Origin of the sequence: Bacillus mesophilum (assembly GCF_008923265.1) — a bacterium.
Classification (GTDB): domain Bacteria; phylum Bacillota; class Bacilli; order Bacillales; family Cytobacillaceae; genus Cytobacillus; species Cytobacillus mesophilum.
In genome coordinates this window covers 1-18,762 of the sequence record NZ_WBOT01000006.1, presented here as the reverse complement: position 1 = coordinate 18,762, position 18,762 = coordinate 1, and the positions used below count along the sequence as shown (strand labels likewise).

19 protein-coding genes are annotated in these 18,762 nt (G+C 38.2%); 15 read left to right on the top strand and 4 right to left on the bottom strand.

The window, feature by feature from the left end:
• Window positions 1–32 precede the first annotated feature (32 nt).
• Window positions 33–836 carry an undecaprenyl-diphosphate phosphatase gene (locus F7732_RS16855; protein WP_240056670.1) on the bottom strand — a complete coding sequence of 268 codons (804 nt, stop codon included), beginning with the start codon at window positions 834–836 and terminating at the stop codon, window positions 33–35.
• A 156-nt stretch (window positions 837–992) separates the two neighbouring features.
• On the opposite strand from F7732_RS16855, the gene F7732_RS16850 reads away from it, so the two are divergent.
• Both F7732_RS16850 and clpB read left to right on the top strand, forming a co-directional pair.
• Window positions 993–1,178, top strand: a complete 186-nt coding sequence (locus F7732_RS16850; protein WP_180320287.1) for a YjzC family protein — start codon at window positions 993–995, stop codon at window positions 1,176–1,178.
• 103 nt (window positions 1,179–1,281) lie between these two features.
• Complete coding sequence (gene clpB, locus F7732_RS16845) at window positions 1,282–3,888, top strand: ATP-dependent chaperone ClpB (protein ID WP_151575158.1); 2,607 nt, start codon at window positions 1,282–1,284, stop codon at window positions 3,886–3,888.
• Between the two features lie 58 nt (window positions 3,889–3,946).
• Here the strand turns inward: clpB and F7732_RS16840 are convergent, their stop codons facing one another.
• Window positions 3,947–4,138 (bottom strand): YjzD family protein, encoded by a 192-nt coding sequence (locus F7732_RS16840; RefSeq protein WP_151575477.1) that lies wholly within the window; start codon window positions 4,136–4,138, stop codon window positions 3,947–3,949.
• Between the two features lie 364 nt (window positions 4,139–4,502).
• Here F7732_RS16840 and F7732_RS16835 point away from each other — a divergent pair, with 364 nt between their 5' ends.
• From F7732_RS16835 to F7732_RS16820, 4 genes are all read left to right on the top strand, one after another.
• Window positions 4,503–5,243, top strand: coding sequence for a lipase family protein (locus tag F7732_RS16835; RefSeq protein WP_151575157.1), 741 nt, complete (start codon window positions 4,503–4,505; stop codon window positions 5,241–5,243).
• Between the two features lie 45 nt (window positions 5,244–5,288).
• On the top strand, window positions 5,289–6,101 hold the full coding sequence (locus tag F7732_RS16830; protein ID WP_151575156.1) for a hypothetical protein: 813 nt from the start codon (window positions 5,289–5,291) through the stop codon (window positions 6,099–6,101).
• Between the two features lie 171 nt (window positions 6,102–6,272).
• Window positions 6,273–7,241 (top strand): BMP family ABC transporter substrate-binding protein, encoded by a 969-nt coding sequence (locus F7732_RS16825; protein WP_151575155.1) that lies wholly within the window; start codon window positions 6,273–6,275, stop codon window positions 7,239–7,241.
• Between the two features lie 16 nt (window positions 7,242–7,257).
• On the top strand, window positions 7,258–7,449 hold the full coding sequence (locus tag F7732_RS16820) for a ComZ family protein (protein ID WP_151575154.1): 192 nt from the start codon (window positions 7,258–7,260) through the stop codon (window positions 7,447–7,449).
• A 113-nt stretch (window positions 7,450–7,562) separates the two neighbouring features.
• Here the strand turns inward: F7732_RS16820 and F7732_RS16815 are convergent, their stop codons facing one another.
• The gene (locus tag F7732_RS16815) at window positions 7,563–7,877 is read right to left on the bottom strand and encodes a hypothetical protein (RefSeq protein ID WP_151575153.1); all 315 of its coding nucleotides are present in this window, start codon (window positions 7,875–7,877) and stop codon (window positions 7,563–7,565) included.
• Window positions 7,878–8,156: 279 nt separating this feature from the next.
• Between F7732_RS16815 and F7732_RS16810 the strand changes: the two genes are divergently transcribed.
• The 9 genes from F7732_RS16810 to F7732_RS16770 all read left to right on the top strand — a co-directional run bounded on the left by F7732_RS16810 (window position 8,157) and on the right by F7732_RS16770 (window position 18,499).
• The gene (locus F7732_RS16810; RefSeq protein WP_151575152.1) at window positions 8,157–9,089 is read left to right on the top strand and encodes a beta-ketoacyl-ACP synthase III; all 933 of its coding nucleotides are present in this window, start codon (window positions 8,157–8,159) and stop codon (window positions 9,087–9,089) included.
• A gap of 39 nt (window positions 9,090–9,128) precedes the next feature.
• Window positions 9,129–10,367: a beta-ketoacyl-ACP synthase II gene (gene fabF, locus F7732_RS16805; RefSeq protein ID WP_151575151.1), complete on the top strand. Its 1,239-nt coding sequence runs from the start codon at window positions 9,129–9,131 to the stop codon at window positions 10,365–10,367.
• A gap of 195 nt (window positions 10,368–10,562) precedes the next feature.
• Complete coding sequence (locus F7732_RS16800; protein WP_151575149.1) at window positions 10,563–11,291, top strand: DUF2268 domain-containing putative Zn-dependent protease; 729 nt, start codon at window positions 10,563–10,565, stop codon at window positions 11,289–11,291.
• 279 nt (window positions 11,292–11,570) lie between these two features.
• Window positions 11,571–12,557: an ABC transporter ATP-binding protein gene (locus F7732_RS16795; protein WP_151575147.1), complete on the top strand. Its 987-nt coding sequence runs from the start codon at window positions 11,571–11,573 to the stop codon at window positions 12,555–12,557.
• Window positions 12,554–13,573, top strand: coding sequence for an ABC transporter ATP-binding protein (locus tag F7732_RS16790; RefSeq protein ID WP_151575145.1), 1,020 nt, complete (start codon window positions 12,554–12,556; stop codon window positions 13,571–13,573). The genes F7732_RS16795 and F7732_RS16790 overlap by 4 nt, the downstream gene beginning before the upstream one ends.
• Before the next feature lie 154 nt (window positions 13,574–13,727).
• Window positions 13,728–15,386 carry a peptide-binding protein gene (locus tag F7732_RS16785; protein ID WP_151575143.1) on the top strand — a complete coding sequence of 553 codons (1,659 nt, stop codon included), beginning with the start codon at window positions 13,728–13,730 and terminating at the stop codon, window positions 15,384–15,386.
• 190 nt (window positions 15,387–15,576) lie between these two features.
• The gene (locus tag F7732_RS16780) at window positions 15,577–16,527 is read left to right on the top strand and encodes an ABC transporter permease (protein WP_066447539.1); all 951 of its coding nucleotides are present in this window, start codon (window positions 15,577–15,579) and stop codon (window positions 16,525–16,527) included.
• Between the two features lie 12 nt (window positions 16,528–16,539).
• Complete coding sequence (opp4C, locus tag F7732_RS16775) at window positions 16,540–17,454, top strand: oligopeptide ABC transporter permease (protein WP_420837699.1); 915 nt, start codon at window positions 16,540–16,542, stop codon at window positions 17,452–17,454.
• A 301-nt stretch (window positions 17,455–17,755) separates the two neighbouring features.
• On the top strand, window positions 17,756–18,499 hold the full coding sequence (locus tag F7732_RS16770; RefSeq protein ID WP_151575142.1) for a YjbA family protein: 744 nt from the start codon (window positions 17,756–17,758) through the stop codon (window positions 18,497–18,499).
• A gap of 58 nt (window positions 18,500–18,557) precedes the next feature.
• Here F7732_RS16770 and F7732_RS16765 read toward each other — a convergent pair.
• The coding region (locus F7732_RS16765; protein WP_151575141.1) for an IS3 family transposase at window positions 18,558–18,762 on the bottom strand (205 nt) is incomplete at its 5' end.

The following is an 18,762-nucleotide window of genomic DNA, read 5'->3' as shown; positions in this document are numbered from 1 at the left end:
CATTATAGGGAAATGAGCATTTTTTGGTCTAATCAGGAAAATACTAATACGAGTGTTCCAGCGATAAAACAGTAAAAAGCAAAGATCTTCAGATTGCCTCGAGCCATAATGCCCATAAACCATTTTAAAGAGAAGTAAGAAGCGATTAATGAAGAAATAAACGCTATAGCATATGGAATGGCAAGGGTCGAAATATCCGGATCGTTCAGCATGTCACTAAAACCTAAAATTGCACTCCCAACACTAACAGGAATATACATTAAAAAGGAAAAACGCAAGGCAGTTTCCTGCTTCATGCCTAATCCCATTGCGGCTACAATTGTAGCTCCTGATCTGCTTATACCAGGAATTAATGCCACTGTTTGAGCAAGACCAACAATAATTGCGTCTTTTAAAGTAATCGTAGCATCATTTTTCTTACCACGAAGGTTTCTGATGATCCACAGAGCAACACCTGTAATCAGTAAGGTAATCCCCACGGTTTTAATATTGCCTGTTAAATAATCTCCAAAGAGAACTCCAATAACCCCAGCAGGGATCGTAGCTACAACTAAATAAATTATAAAACGAAAGTCCGCTTCTGCCTTTTGATCCTTTGTTCTTAAATAAAGGAGACCATTTTTGACAAGCCTATATATGTCTTCTCTGTAAATGATAAGGACAGCAATTAATGAGGCAGTATTAACAAGTATTGCAAAACTCATTCCTTTAATATCTAAATCAAAAAAATAAGCAGCTATTTCAACATGTCCGCTTGATGAAACAGGAATTGGCTCGGTTAAGCCCTGAAGTAATCCTAAGAACAAATATTTAAGCAAAGTAATAAAGTCAGTCACACTATTATCCTCCAGTATTAAGATGACACCATTTCATTAAACAATAAAAACAGTATATAAGTAAAGCAATAGCTTGAAGTTCAATGGAAATAATTTAACTAAATTGAATGAGATGTAAAGGCAATACTAATAAAGACTTATTTGAATAAGGGGGTTATTCTTTTGGGACAAAATCGACAATTTAAAGCAGGTCAGGCAGCACCTAACAATGGGATCTATATAGAAGTCGGCGAAACTGGAAGCAATGTCAACAATCCGCAAATGATCAAACTAAAAGCGGGTGATCATTTTCCTGAAAACTCAAATCATAACCGGATATGGACATACAAACGCAAACCTTAAAACACAGCAAAAGCCATTCAATGAAAAGTTGAATGGCTTTACATATGTAAAAAATGGGATATAATAAAATAAAGGTCAATAATGGTCAAAGGGGGATGTGCGAATGGATATGAATTCAATGACACAGCATGTTCGGGAAGGATTAATAAATGCGCAAAACTTAGCTGTTCGTAAAGAACATCAGGAAGTTGATGATTTGCATCTGCTTTATTCACTTATTGTAAAAACAGAAGGATTAACTTCATCAATCTTAAAAGCAGCATCCATTAATGCAGATCAGCTGATCCATAGTATTGAAAATCAGCTTCAAACAAAACCACAAGTTTCCGGCAGCGGAATTAAGGCAGGAACTTTATATATTACAAATACACTGCAACAAGTATTAGCAGAAGCAGAAAACCTTATGAGAACGTGGCAGGACGAGTATTTATCTGCTGAACATTTTTTGTTAGCACTATTAAAAGTGAAGAAATCGGAAGCAGGGAAACTGCTGAGAGAATCAATTAAAGAAGAAGGTAAATTAGAGGGGATCATTAAACAATTAAGGGGGAATCAGCGCGTGACCTCGGAAAATCCAGAAACAACATATGATGTGCTGAAAAAATATGGAAGAGACCTTGTCGAAGAGGTAAGAGCAGGTAAGGTGGATCCAGTCATTGGCCGTGATCAGGAAATACGCAATGTTATCCGGATATTATCACGCAAAACCAAAAACAACCCGGTACTAATTGGTGAACCGGGTGTCGGTAAAACAGCAGTTGTTGAAGGACTTGCACAGCGGATTGTCAGAAAAGATGTTCCAGAAGGTTTAAAAGATAAAACGATTTTTTCACTTGATATGAGCTCTTTAATTGCAGGAGCAAAGTTTAGAGGAGAGTTTGAAGAAAGGCTAAAAGCGGTATTAAATGAAGTGAAAAATAGCGATGGGAAAATACTGCTGTTTATCGATGAATTACACACCATCGTTGGTGCGGGAAAAACAGAAGGTGCTATGGATGCCGGAAACATGCTAAAGCCCATGCTTGCCCGAGGAGAACTGCATTGTATAGGGGCAACCACTTTGGATGAGCATCGCAAGTATATTGAGAAAGATCCAGCACTTGAACGGAGGTTTCAGCAAGTTTTAGTACAAGAGCCTAATGTGGAAGATACAATCTCCATTTTAAGAGGGCTAAAGGAACGGTTTGAAATTCATCATGGAGTAAATATTCATGACCGTTCTCTAATTGCTGCTGCCACCCTATCTGACCGCTATATTACAGATCGATTTTTGCCAGATAAGGCGATTGATTTAGTGGATGAAGCATGTGCGATGATCCGTACGGAAATGGATTCGATGCCAACTGAGCTAGATGAGGTAACAAGAAGAGTCATGCAGCTGGAAATTGAAGAAGCAGCACTCCAAAAGGAGAAAGATACTGTAAGTAAAGAACGGCTTGTTATCCTACAAGAAGAACTTTCTGCTTTAAAAGAAAAAGCAAAAAGCATGCAGACAAAATGGCTGCTCGAAAAAGAAGGAATTCAACGATTACAGGAGAAAAGAGAACAATTAGAAAAGCATCGCCGTGACCTGGAAGATGCGGAAAATAAATACGATTTAAACCGCGCTGCTGAATTAAGACATGGGAAAATACCAATGCTGGAAAAAGAATTGAAGATGCTTGAGAAGGAAGTTAATGAAGGACAATCAGATAAGCTGGTCCGGGAAGAAGTAACAGAGGAAGAAATTGCGGGGATCGTCGCCAGATGGACAGGCATCCCTGTTGCAAAGCTAGTAGAAGGTGAACGTGAGAAGCTGCTTCGGCTGGAGGAGATCTTACAAGAAAGAGTCATTGGCCAAAATGAGGCAGTTCAGCTTGTGTCTGATGCAGTAATTAGAGCACGTGCTGGTATTAAGGATCCACATCGTCCAATTGGTTCTTTCTTATTTCTGGGACCAACAGGAGTAGGCAAAACAGAGCTGGCCAAAGCACTGGCACAAGTGTTATTTGACAGTGAAGATCAAATGGTTCGTATTGATATGTCGGAATATATGGAAAAACATTCAGTGTCAAGATTAGTTGGTGCTCCTCCAGGGTATGTTGGCTATGAAGAAGGCGGACAGCTTACTGAAGCAGTGAGACGAAAACCATATTCGGTCATCTTATTAGATGAAATTGAAAAAGCACATCCTGAAGTTTTTAATATTTTACTTCAAGTGTTAGATGATGGACGAATTACTGATTCACAAGGAAGAATGGTTGACTTCAAAAATACAGTGATTATTATGACATCCAATATAGGTTCAAATTTCTTACTGGAACGCGATGAAGTGCGAGAGAGTGACTATATTATAGAAGAAACTAGAAATAAAGTACTTCATCAGCTTAGAAATCACTTTAAACCAGAGTTTATCAACCGCATAGATGAGATTATTCTATTTAAACCGTTATCACTTGCCGATTTACATGGAGTTGTAAGAAATATGCTAAATGAACTTCAAGAAAGATTGACCGATCAGCAAGTGAATTTACGAATAACGGATCATGCAGTTGAATATATTGCTGAAAATGGCTATGACCCTATTTATGGTGCTCGGCCGCTAAAGCGCTATATTCAAAAAAATGTAGAAACAGCACTGGCAAAGGAAATTATCTCTGGGACGATAAAAGAAGAAAGTGACGTTGTCATTGCTCTGGAGGGAAATAAACTGACAGTAGCCGTGAAATAAAAAATCTTATCAAATAAAATATCGTCAGCCTGAAAACAGGCTGACGATATTTTAACAATTAATGAATCGCTTTTTTCTCTGCAGGCTCGTCTGGAATGATGGCAGGAATAACATAAATTAATAGAGTTGCTGCAACTGCAAGGATCGCACTAGTTTGAAATTCATAAGAAGCGCCTAGCATATTACCTGCAACATACGATAGCATTTGAACAAGTAGGAATGTCCAAATGAAAGTCCACAAATACTTCATCAATAGTTCACCTCTTACATAATTGAATCCCTTTACATCTTACCATAACAACCCAAAATAATAAACTTGAATGTGAACAGAAAAGCGGAAGCGCCTTGCTCAGCCCCGACAAGCTTAAGACAAGACGGCAAGAAGGTTGCCCTTTAACCTTCTGGACGGATTGGCTTAAGACCTCGAGGGGCTAGGCGCTGGAGCTGGACAGAGAAAAGCGGAAGCGCCTTGCTCAGCCCCGACACCTCAAGTGTCTAGCTGCTGAGAGATTAATGATGTTTTGGTATTCTCCTAAAATAGGTAATATCCCATGCCAATTCAACTATCCAAGCATACATTGAATATGAACGAAAAATAAAAGGAGTTTTTGGAAATGAAACACCGAAACTTTAAGATGGATACTGAATGGAGCATGATTCATTACCCTGATAAGCCAAGTGGTTTCGGTATATTAATTATCGGGGATGAAAGGCACTTCGTAGATGAAAACAGCAGTTTTTGGACACAAAACGAAGGAAAAGCAGCATTAATTCATAAACTCGAAGAAGCAGGATATACGATCTTTTATTCCAATTTATTCGGAAGAAACTGGGGAAGCGATGATGCGGTTCAAATGGCGAAAACTTTGTATGGCTATGTGACACGGACTGAAATTCTTAATGATAAAGTTCATATAATTGCAGAAGGTATGGGTGCTTTGGCCGCATTGAAGTTAATGGACGTGATGGGGGATAAAATCCGTTCAGCGGTATTTATAAACCCTATATTATCTGTAAAAAACCACCTTAACCAAGAGAAAGAACATAAATTCTTTTATAAAAAATTGTTAAAAGAACTTGCGGCATCATATAAAACGGAAAGCAGTAAAGTCATTGAAATGGTTAATACCTATGATGAACAATATTTAATTGAAAACATAAAATCTCCAGTAAAAATCATTCATGTATTATCCGGGGGAAAAGCGTATAAGCAATCAAATATGCTCAAACAGCTTTCTGTAAAATGGAAGGATGAAGAAGCGCCGATATCTGTCTATTATATTGTTCCTGAGAAAATGCAGAGGATGGGGACACAAATAATCGGTTTTTTTAAAAAATATGAGAAAGTGCTGTGAAACTTGTGCATACGCTACAGTAAGGATGTACTTGGGAGGATCTATATGAATGATTCTGTAATCATATATGGCGGTTTTGATTTTATTGGGTTTCATCTCACTAAAGGGCTGCTTGATGAAGGTTATAGCATATCATCAGTAAGATCAAACTTAATCGCTGATGATATGCTTGAAAATAAGCGTCTTGAGCTAGGGAGAAATGCAAACTTTTTAGAATGGAATGACCTAAAAGAACCATTTGGCAGTGAGAAGACCAAACACATTTTTTTGGACTTTTATAGTTTGTACTTGCGCAATGACACGAAAGTAATTAAAGAGATGTTTGGCAAATGGATGGAACATGCAAAAATTATGGCAGGAGCAGATACAGTGATTACGCTATTATTGCCTATTCAGACGGAGATAAATCAAGATAGCTGCAGGTCAGAAATAAAAGAAGCTTTTAAGGACCATGAAAATAAAATATGTTTAATCTTTTTGCCGACTATTTATGGTGAATGGCAGCCTGAAGAATTTGCCTTTCAACAGGCATGTTTAAAAAAAGCGGATCAAGCTGGCACTTTAACGATCAGTGACCGTGAATGGCAAGAGGATGCGATTTATATTCAGTATACCATTAAGGCGATATTGGATATCTTGGAAAAAGGATCATTAGGAGATTGGTTCGTTCGAAATAAGATTGCTGGGCAATGGCAGCACTGTGCTGCACTCTTAGAGATTGAAAAAGAATACATTCGACTTACGGAGATAGAAGCAAAGCTTCCAGAACACCTGCACATTTATGAAATCGAATCCGATGAAGAAAAATGTGAGGGCATAAAAAAACAGCAGCAACATCTTTTATTCAACGGTATATAGCTGTGCATACTCTGCAGTGAAAAATCAAGTTTAAAGAAGCCTGTATGAGTGATATTGGAAAAAATTCTTTTCAAACAGCGTCATATCAAGGTAAAATAGGACTAGTGCAGGAAAATTTCACCTAGATTGAAAGTTTTGCAGCTTTCCAAATGAGAGGCGGAGAAAGAAGAGATGCATCTTTTATTCAAGAAATTCGGGTTCCTTCTTTTGTGCCTTATTTTTTTATCTTCATGCGGACAGGCTATGTCGCCAGGCACATTGCAGAAGGCTGGTTTATTAGTGCCTGACACTGTGAATGATCAAGTATGGGGAACAAAAGGCTATAAAGGAATGCTAAAGATTCAATCTCATTATAATATTGAGGTTTATTATAAAGAGGGGATGAACTCGGCAGCGATCGTCCAGCGCGCAGTAGAGGAATTTGATCAAAAAGGTGTCAACCTTATTTTTGGGCATGGAAATGAGTATGCAGAATATTTTAATGATTTTTCTGAAGACTATCCTCATATACAGTTTGTCAGCTTTAATGGAGATGCAAGAAACAAAAATACGACAAGCCTGGGATTTGAAGGATACGCAATGGGTTTTTTCGGGGGAATGGTTGCCGGTCATATGACAAAAACAAATACAATTGGTGTGTTGGCAGCTTTTGAATGGCAGCCTGAAATAAAGGGGTTTGTTGAAGGCGCAAAATTTCAAAATAAAGATGTTAATGTTAAAATAGAATACGTTGGAGGCTGGGACGATCATGAAACAGCCAATATCATGCTGGGAAAGCTAAATAATACTGGTGCTGATGTTATTTACCCTGCTGGAGATGGCTACAATGTCCCGATAATTGAAAAAATAAAAGAAAACGGGCAATACGCGATCGGTTATATCTCGGATCAGAGTGATCTTGGTGAATCGACGGTGTTAACAAGTACCATTCAGCATGTCGATGTCTTATATGAGCTTGTTGCTGATAAGTTTAACAAAGGAGAGCTGCCATCGGGGAATTTATCTTTTGATTTTCAAGATGATGTCATTTCATTAGGTAAGTTTAGTCCAGTGGTGGATCAAGTTTTTAAAGAAGAAATAAACCAAGCAATCGATCAGTATAAAAGCACAGGAAAGCTGCCAAATAATGAGCAGCAGTAAAACGGAGGATTAAACTATGCAAGCAAATGATAAAACGATGGAATTTATGTCAATCGCAATGAAGTACTTACCAGAAGCAAAACAGCAGCTTGAAGAGGCTGGAGTAGAGCTTTCTATGGAAATGATTCAGCCATTCATGTCGTTATTTACAAAAGTTATGAATGAGGCGTACGAGCTAGGAAAAGAAGATGCATTAAAAGAAGACTAAAACCGGCTGATGCCGGTTTTTTGCTGCTGGAGAATAACCGGCACTGGCCAATCTACAACGATGTATATTTGCTTTTAAGGTTTCTAATTTACTTTAGGAGAAATTTAATTTAATTAGTCTTTTTTATTTAATAATTTCTGCAGTAGCGGCCCGGCTTTTTTCATCAATGGCTTCAATTCACCAACAGATGACATCAATGTGCCAAGATTATTCATTAACCCATCCAAATCAACATTTTCAAGGATCTGTTCGATCTTTTGCTGTGCAGCGCTATTAACGTCCTTATCCTCTTTTTCCTCATCCACTATGTCTTCAACTTTTCTTCTGCCTAAAATCCAGTCCTGCTTTACAGAACGCTCTTGTATATTGCTCCCAAACATTAACTGAGAGAAAGGGTCCTGTCTAAATTCTTTGTCTTTATCACTCACTTGAGTCTCCCCCCGCCTATACTCATTGCTTTTTACTAGCCATAAGTCTGAAATAATCGAAAACAGCACACACTACAAATATATAAAGGTTTTAAAGAATTCTGCATACAGATATTCTTTTAGTCATAGTATATGTGTTTAATTCCAAAGTGTATGGACATTCATATCAATTAGTTGCAAAAGTGGTCCCATTTTTGATAAAATTAGTACCAAGTCATAATAATTGATAATAATAATAAATATTGAATTGCAATGACCATTATGTTGGGAGTGGAAAATATGAATGCAGGTGTACTAGGTCTCGGCAGAGCATTACCTGAAAAAATTTTAACAAATAGTGATCTTGAAAAGATGGTAGATACATCCGATGAGTGGATCCGAACACGCACAGGTATTCGTGAAAGAAGGATCGCTGATGACCAGACAGATACGTCTGATTTAGCTTACCAATCTGCAGTAGAAGCATTAAAAAATGCGAATATAACAGCAGAAGAAGTTGACTTGATTCTTGTAGCAACAGTAACACCAGATCAGCCTTTTCCGAGTGTAGCATGCATGCTGCAGGAACGTCTGGGTGCAAAAAAAGCTGCAGCTATGGATCTTAGTGCAGCATGTGCTGGGTTTATGTATGGCATGATCACAGCGCAGCAATTCATTAAGACTAACGCCTATAAATACGTCCTAGTTGTAGGTGTAGAGAAACTTTCAAAAATTACAGATTGGGATGACAGAAATACAGCTGTTTTATTTGGAGATGGAGCAGGTGCAGCAGTAATGGGACCTGTCTCAGAAGGAAGAGGAATTTTATCTTTTGAATTGGGAGCTGACGGTTCTGGCGGAAAGCATCTTTACCAAGATGAGAATATTGTTATGAATGGTCGTGAGGTGTTCAAATTTGCAGTAAGGCAAATGGGCGAAAGCTGTATTAATGTCTTAGAAAAAGCAGGATTATCAAAGGAAGATGTTGACTTTTTAATCCCTCATCAGGCTAATATAAGAATTATGGAAGCTGCTCGTCAGCGACTTGACCTGCCAGTTGAAAAAATGTCAATGACCGTTGAAAAATACGGAAACACTTCTGCTTCTTCTATTCCTATTGCAATGGTAGAAGAGCTGGAGGCCGGAAAAATTAAAGATGACGATCTGATTGTTATGGTCGGTTTTGGCGGCGGTCTAACATGGGGTGCAATTGCACTTCGCTGGGGAAGATAAATTTTAATCACAATAACATTTAAAGGGGCGGTATTATTTATGAACAAGAGGAGAGTTGTCGTTACGGGAATTGGTGCTGTAACACCACTCGGGAATAATGCACAGACATCTTGGGGCAATGTTAAAGAAGGTAAATCAGGTGTCGGACCATTAACAAGGTTAAATGCAGATGAATATCCCGCAAAGGTAGCAGCAGAAGTAAAAGATTTTAATGCTGAAGAATATATAGATCGTAAAGATGCACGTAAAATGGATAGGTTTACCCATTATGCGATTGCAGCTTCATTAATGGCAGTAGAGGATGCTAAGCTTGACATCAATGATCAGAATGCGGAACGAATTGGGGTATGGATTGGTTCAGGGATTGGCGGAATGGAAACATTTGAGAATCAATTTGAAACCTTTTTAAATCGCGGATACCGCAGAGTAAGCCCGTTCTTTGTACCAATGATGATTCCAGATATGGCAACAGGACAGGTTTCTATTACATTAGGTGCAAAAGGCTTTAACTCGTGTACCGTAACAGCATGTGCAACAGGTACAAATTCAATTGGAGATGCCTTTAAGGTTATACAGCGCGGAGATGCTGATGCCATGATTACTGGAGGTGCAGAAGCGCCGATTACTAGAATGTCTGTTGCGGGCTTCTGTGCAAATACGGCATTGTCCACTAATCCGGATCCGCAGACTGCGAGCAGACCTTTTGATAAAAATCGTGATGGTTTTGTTATCGGGGAAGGTGCAGGAATTATAGTTCTGGAGGAACTGGAGCATGCATTAGCACGCGGTGCGGAAATTTATGCAGAAATTGTTGGATATGGCGCAACTGGCGACGCATATCATATAACAGCACCAGCACCAGGCGGTGAAGGCGGAGCTCGCGCAATGAAAATGGCAATCAATGATGGTGGCTTAAGTCCGGAAGATATTGATTATATTAATGCACACGGAACAAGTACAGACTATAATGATAAGTTTGAAACATTGGCCATTAAGGAAGTGTTTGGAGAACATGCTTATAAATTGGCTGTAAGTTCCACCAAATCAATGACTGGTCACTTATTAGGGGCCGCTGGCGGTGTTGAAGCTATTTTTACATTGATGGCAATGAAGGAAAACATTCTTCCTCCAACCATTAATTACGAAACACCAGACCCAGAGTGTGATTTAGATTATGTGCCAAACCAGGCAAGAGAAAAAGAAATTAAAGCAGCTATGAGCAATTCACTAGGCTTTGGCGGCCATAACGCAACCATCGTCTTTAAGAAATTCAATTAAAAATACACGAAAGCTGACGCCATTGAAAATGGGTGTCAGCTTTTTTGCATAATTGGTACACATGAACTAAGACATTCTCTCTTTCATAACCTATTGAATAAGGAAAGAAAAGGAGACGATTGACTTGGGATTATAAACACCAACGAATGGCTGGAACAGCATTTTGATAAACCATTAGACATCATTAAAAAGGTTATGCCGCTTTTCCATGAAGATGAGCCTGAAAAGCTATATCAGTACTTAAAGAGCTTTGGCATGTATACCCCTAACCGCAAAACCCATGATTATTTTAAGAAATTGCAAAAACAGGATATATGGCTTCAGGTGAAAGAGCTTTTTAAAATATATAAAAGGAAATGGAATGGACCTGATATCCCCATTTATATTTTTCCAGTTGAAGCAAGGCAATCCCTATTTGTGAGACATCAGCTTGGAAAGTCAGGCGTTTCTTTTAAAGATAAAGTTTTTCTTTTTTTATCGCCTGCTGAAGACCCCAAAGAACTTGAAGCTTTATTCGTGCATGAATACCATCATGTCTGCAGAATGAATAAATTAAAAAAAGCAGTTTCCGAGTATACCCTGCTGGATTCAATTGTGTTGGAAGGTTTGGCAGAATACACAGTAAGGAACTGCTGCGGGGAAGATTATCTTTCTGCATGGTGTACTTATTATACGGAAAAAGAAATTGAAACATTCTGGAAACAGTTTATTAAACCATATTTAACGAAGAAGAAAACAGAAAGACTTCACGATCAAGTATTATTCGGTAAAAGAAACGTACCTGACATGCTTGGTTATGCAGCAGGTTATGTGATTATTTCCAAATATGCAGAAAATCATCAAATAACCTTGTCAGATTCTCTAACAAAACCTGCTGATGAATTTATAACTGCTTGGAATGCTGATACAGAAGCATTTGAGTAATATACAAAAAAGGAGAATGAAAAAGTTCTCCTTTTTTTCAATTAATTTGGAAAGCGTTGTCATTATTGGTCTATTCGCAATGTATTTAATAATAAATTTATTTTAAATTAATGAAAAAAGAAGAATTTTTAAAAAACTTCTTGAACTCGTAATGTTTTTGTAATAATATACAGATAATTAATCTGAAAATTTCCGAAATTAATATATTCGAAAAAATAGAAAAAAGCTATTTTAATATATTTATCGGAGTCTATTTTTTTAAGATGGACGGGGGATATTATGACAGCACTATTAGAACTCAAAAATTTAAAGACACACTTTATGAAAAAAAAGGCCAATATTCCAGCCGTTGATGGTGTTGATTTAACAATCCAAAAAGGAGAAACAGTAGCACTCGTTGGAGAATCCGGTTCAGGGAAAAGTATTACATCTCTTTCCATTATGCGGCTCATTCCTAGTCCTCCAGGTAAAATTGTTGATGGTCAAATTCTATTCAATGGTCAGGATTTAGTTACACTTACAGACGATCAGATGTGTAAAATCCGCGGAAATGACATTTCAATGATCTTTCAGGAGCCAATGACATCGTTAAATCCGGTTTTAACGATCGGGGAACAGATTATAGAAGTGCTAATGTATCACCAGAAATTAAATAAAAGCCAAGCAAGGACAAAAGCTGTGGAAATGCTGGAACTTGTAGGCTTTTCAAGAGCAAAAGCACTTGTCGACGAATATCCTCACAGACTGAGTGGAGGGATGAGGCAGAGGGTGATGATCGCAATTGCGATGAGCTGTAACCCGAAACTTCTAATTGCTGACGAACCTACGACTGCATTGGATGTAACAATTCAAGCGCAAATTTTAGACTTAATGAAGGATTTGAGCAAAAAATACGATACTTCCATTTTGCTGATCACACATGACCTTGGTGTCGTATCAGAGGTGGCTGATAAAGTAGTCGTTATGTATTGTGGACAGGTAGTAGAGGAAGCAATGGTAGAAGATCTTTTTGATGAACCTCTACACCCATATACAATAGGCTTAATGGGTTCCATCCCTTCATTAGATGATGATTTAGACAGACTGCAATCTATTGAAGGAAATGTGCCGCCACCCGAGCATTTTCCACAAGGCTGCCGATTTGCTCCACGCTGTCCGCATGCATTTGATAAATGCAGAAGCGCACTTCCAGCATTAATGGATGTTGAAGGCGGCTCACGGAAGGTACGTTGTTTCTTGCACGGAGAGAAGGAGGCTACTTCATGAGTACATTAACAAAAAAAGATTCTAATTCTAGCATTATTACAGATTCAGACTATATTTTAGAAGTGAATGATCTTAAAAAACACTTCCCTGTTAAAGCGGGAATTCTTCAGCGTAATGTGGGTTCTGTAAAAGCGGTTGATGGATTGTCATTCAAGGTTAAAAAAGGGGAAACCATTGGGATTGTAGGTGAATCTGGCTGTGGAAAATCTACTGCAGGCCGGACACTAATCAGACTATACGAGCCGACAGCTGGTGATATCTTTTTCAAAGGCAGAAACATCAGTAAAATGAGTGAATCTGAATTGCGCAGAACGGTCCGTAAAGATATTCAAATGGTCTTCCAGGATCCTTATGCATCATTAAATCCAAGGAAGACATTAAAATCAATTTTATTAGAACCAATGAAAACTCATAACATGTATAAGGGAAAAGAACGTGAGGATAAACTTGATGAACTATTAGACCGGGTTGGTTTTAATCCATTGTTCATTAACCGATACCCTCATGAGTTTTCCGGGGGACAAAGGCAAAGAATTGGGATTGCCAGGGCATTAACACTAAATCCAGACTTAATTATCGCTGATGAAGCTGTATCTGCTCTTGACGTGTCGATTCAAGCTCAAATTATTAACCTGATGAAAGATCTGCAGGAAGAAATGGGACTAACCTATGTATTTATCTCCCATGATTTAAGTGTCGTCCGTCATATTAGTGATCGTGTTGGAGTTATGTACTTAGGAAAGATAATGGAGTTTGCTCCGAAGAAGGATATTTATGAAGAGCCGCTTCACCCATACACTCAAGCTCTATTATCAGCAGTACCAACTCCGAGAAAGAAGGGCGCTGCACCGAGGGAGCGCATTATCTTAAAAGGTGATCTGCCTAGTCCGGCAAATCCTCCTACAGGCTGTGTATTCCATACACGCTGTCCTGCAGCAACAGCAATGTGCTCAGAGAAAGTACCTGAATTTAGAGAAGTGAAAAAAGATCATTTTGTTGCATGTCATTTGTATTAATTTACTTAGAACGCAATATCTATAGTTATTTTCCCGCTATTTAGGGAAATAAACATAAGTTTTCAAAAATATTTGAAAGGGGGCGTTGCTGCAATAGCATACTCCGTTTCGAAAGATTTGCAATATTCACAAATAATATTTAGGGGGAAGATGAATGAAAAAGCAAGCATGGTTACTTAGTTTTCTTTTAGTATTATCAATGTTTCTTGCGGCATGTTCTGGAGGAGGCAATGATGCAGCAGATGCTGAACCAGAAGAAGAGCCGGAAGCTCCGGCAGAACCAAGCGGTGAGCCTGTACAAGGCGGCGATTTAATCATTGGTTCATCTGGTGCACCAACAATGTTTAACGGATTATATTCAAGTGATGCATCAAGCTCTGATATTGAAGGTATGATCTTTGATTCTCTAGTTGGATCTGATCTAGAGTTCAATCCAGTAACTGACGGCGGTCTTGCTGAAGAAGTTGACGCTGCAGAAGACGGTTTAACTTATACAATCAAACTTAAAGAAGGCGCAACATTCCATGATGGTGAAGCATTAAATGCAGATGATGTTGTTTTCACATACAACATTCCATTAAGCGATGAATATGATGGCCCTCGTAAATCTTATTTTGAGGCAGTAGAATCTGTAGAGAAAATTGATGATTACACTGTTCAGTTCAACATGAGCAAAGTAGATGCTCAATTCCCAGTTGTTGGTCTTGGTTTCGGTATCCTTCCTGAGCACATCTTAGGTGATGTTCCAATTCCTGATCTTGGTGAGCATGAATTTAATACAAAGAACCCAATCGGTTCTGGTCCATTCAAGTTTGAAGAGTGGAGAGATGGAGAATACGTTAAAGTTGTAGCTAATGAAGATTATTGGGATGGACGTCCTTATTTAGATTCAGTAACATACAAAATTGTTCCAGATGCAAATGCTATTTTAGCACAGCTTCAAGCTGGTGATATTCATTATTATGCTGGTGTAGCACAGCCTGACGTACCAACTGTTGAAAGCTTTGCAGATGCTGCAGGTATCCGTTTAGAAAGCGGCCTTGCTCTTTCTTACACATTCTTAGGACTTAACCAGCGTATGGAAATGTTCCAAGATGTATCAGTTCGTCAAGCAATTACACATGCAATCGATCGTGAAGCAATTGTTGAATCAGTTATGGCTGGATATGGTGAAGTAGCACACGTACCTGAAAGTCCATTAAGCTGGGCTTACAATCCAGATGTACCGAAGTTTGAATATGATGTAGAAAAAGCGAAGCAAATGCTTGCAGATGCTGGCTGGACTCCTGGCGATGACGGTATCTTAGAAAAAGACGGCGAAAGATTCTCTTTTGAAGTAAAAACAAACCAAGGTAATAAAGTGCGTGAAGATATCGTTGTTATTCTTCAGCAGCAATTAAAAGAAGTAGGAATTGAAATCGTTCCTCAAATAGTTGAATTCAGCTCATTAATCGCTGATATCGACCCAGGCGTTTGGAACTTTGAAGGAATTGTATTAGGATGGAGCCTTGGAACTGATCCAGATCCAAGCGGAATCTTCCATACGAAAGAAATTGAAGCAGGATTAAACTTTACAGCATACTCTAATCCTGATCTAGATGTTCTTATGGACCAATCTCTACAAGAACTAGATAAAGAAAAGCGTAAAGAACAAATCGGTCAAGTTCAGCAAGGTCTTGCAGAAGATCAAGCATACACATTCTTATACTACCCTGAAGAATTCCGTGCATTGCCTGCAAACTTACAAGGTTATGAATTCCATGCGAAAAACCAACTTTACAAAATTAACAAATGGTGGTTAGAGCAAGAGTAATTCGTTTTACTGAAGAAAGGGAATGGAAATACCCTTCCCTTTCTTTATCTTTGAGTAAAGGAAAATAAAAAAATTTAGCTGCTAATTTAAACATGCGGACAAGCTTTTTAAATACTGAAAACCCTACAGGTTATATGTGATAACTGTATTTAGGATAAATAATAATTAATTAAGAGAAGGAGAATAGGCGATGGTCTCATATATTATTCGGCGAACAATAATGGCTATTCCCTTGCTATTTGGAATTACCATCCTATCATTTGCAATCATTCAAGCTGCACCAGGAGATCCAACATCATTAATGATGGATCCATCCATGAAACCTTCAGATAAAGAAGCGTTTCGAGAAAGATATGGACTAGATGAACCCATCCATATCCAATATATTACGTGGCTTGGAAATATGGCGCAGGGTGATTTTGGAGATTCAATCATTAAGCGGGGAACTCCTGTAAGTGAATTAATCATGAACAGGCTGCCAAACACTTTATTACTGATGCTGGTTTCAACTATTCTGGCAATTTTAATTGCTATACCTTTTGGAATATATTCGGCCATGAGGCCTTATACCAAGCTGGACTATACAGTCACTGTAACTTCTTTCTTAGGAGTTGCAACACCGAATTTCTGGCTCGGATTAATGTTAATCATGTTCTTATCCGTAACATTAGGCTGGTTTCCAACGGGTGGGGTAGCGACATTAAACGCCGACTTTAGTTTATGGGATCGAATTCATCACTTAATTCTTCCGGCTTTTGTGTTAGCAGTAGCAGATATGGCTGCACTAACTAGGTACACACGTTCTTCAATGATGGATGTATTGAAACAGGATTATATCCGAACTGCAATGTCAAAAGGTTTTAAAGAGAAAAAAGTAGTTTTAAAACATGGTCTTAGAAACGGGATGATCCCAATCATTACAATTTTTGGTCTGATGCTTCCTTCCTTTATTGGCGGAGCTGCGATTACGGAGAGAGTATTCGCATGGCCAGGGATTGGGCTTTTATTCATTGAATCAGCCTTCCAGAGGGATTATCCAGTCATTATGGCATTAACAGTTATTTCAGCAGTATTTGTTGTAATTGGGAACTTATTAGCAGACATATTATACGCGGTCTTTGATCCGCGAATAGAGTATTAAGGAGGGGTTACAGTGTCACAAGTTAATCCAGAAATATCACAAAAAGAGTTAGAACTGAACCCCAATTTAATGGAAAAACCTGATACATTAACAAAAATCTTTATTAGAAAGTTTATGAAAAATAGATTGGCGGTAATTGGAGCAATCTTTTTGCTCGCCATCGTTTTAATATCAATTCTGGCACCAATCATTTCTCCGCACCCATATGATCAGCAAAATTTGCTTGCTAAACTACAGCCTCCAAGTGCGGATTACTGGCTTGGAACTGACCGTTATGGAAGAGATATCTTTACAAGATTAATTTATGGAGGAAGAGTATCTCTTCTAGTAGCATTTGGTTCGGTATTAGGAGCCATTATTATTGGAATTACAGTGGGAGCGTTAGCGGGCTATTTTGGAGGAATTGTTGATGCCATTCTTATGCGCTTTGTAGATGTAATCATCTCTATCCCAAGTATCTTCCTACTAATTACAATTGTAACAATCTTCGGATCTAGCTTACAAAATCTTATCATTGTATTTGCATTAACCAGTTGGACAGGGACGGCAAGGCTTGTCCGAGGAGAGTTTTTATCTTTAAGATCAAGAGAGTTTGTTCTTGCATCTAAAACAATAGGAACTAAATCATATAAAATCATCTTTACACATATTCTTCCAAACGCAATGGGGCCAATCATAGTTGCAGCTACCTTGCTTGTTGGAGGGGTAATATTATCAGAAGCAGCTCTCAGTTATTTAGGATTGGGAATACAGCCTCCAACTGCAAGCTGGGGGAACATGCTTCAGGATGCTCAGAACTATACAGTAATGCTAACAGCTCCATGGTATCCATTCTTCCCGGGATTCTTGATTCTGTTAACAGTACTAAGTGTTAACTTTATCGGTGATGGATTGAGAGATGCACTCGATCCTAAAACATTAGAATAGGCAATCAAAACCACTGACAGTGTTATGTCAGTGGTTTTTTTGTTTGAAAAGGGCTTTTCGATTTTGCTTAGAATAATCATATGGAGGGATTTGGAAAGATTAACGTCCTATACATAGGATTAAAAGGATCTTAACTGAGGGATAAGGAGAATATGCAATGTTATGTCATAGAAGATAATTCAACAGAATATATTAAATTAAATTGAGTTAAATCTATAATGGCTATATTTATTGTAGGAATAAATTTACTATTACATGCCCATACTGAGTGACAAATAGTTAGTGAAGTGGGGGTAAGTATATGTTATATCTTCATGATGTTTGGGTGAATTGGTTTGAAGGAGAAGAGAACGGATATAATGTATGCCATTTTCATGAATGGCGTAAGGACGATGGTGTTGAGCTTCTGGATCAAGTTCCATTGCTGAAGGTTGACTCTGTATTATTCAATTATATTGAAAATGATCTCGCAGACATTCCACAGCAGCTTCTTGATGAAATTTATCAAAAAGCGTATTTGAGAAAGAATCATGAGCGCGTTCAATTGGAATATTGCTTTGTAGTCACAGATGGGACAGGCATTCTTGCCGTTGATACAATAGGATACAGTATACCAATCCGAAAAAGCCGTCTTATTCCAAGACAGGAACAGCTTGCATATGAAATGATTGCGGATCAAGATACAATTTCATACTCTTTTTCACCATCAGCTGGAAAGGGTTTTCACATCCTTTCACCATCACCTGAATTAATGGCGGGGCTAACAAGAAAAGAAAGACAGCTTAAGCAGCTATTGTTTATGGCGCTGGATCAGCTGCACTCCTCCAAAAACGAAGCAGAAATTCGATATTGGTATACCGAATGGAGACCGGAAATTTATTCTGACATTCAAGCCATGAATTTTGAACATGCATGGGATCATCTTTTTGAAGAGAGCAAATATGGCTGGTCAAAAAAGCATGAAAGATTCTGTGAAAATTTAATAAAAGGACAGCCATTCTTTGAAAAATTATGGGAGATTGAGCATGGATCAAGAGTGAATTAATAAAAAAACCTTCGATGAATTTTGAAGTGACCCCTAAAAGTTAGACACGGTTATTTCATTAGGCAGCTTGGGTAAAATGAGTTCGGTATTGTACCGGACTCATTTTTAATTTCGCCTTAATTCTTTTTGTATTGTAGTATTCAATGTATTTTTCTAATTCTATTTTAAAATGTTCTACACTCTCAAACTCCTTTAGATAGAGGAATTCTGATTTCATAATTCCGAAGAAATTCTCCATTACCGAGTTGTCATAACAGTTCCCT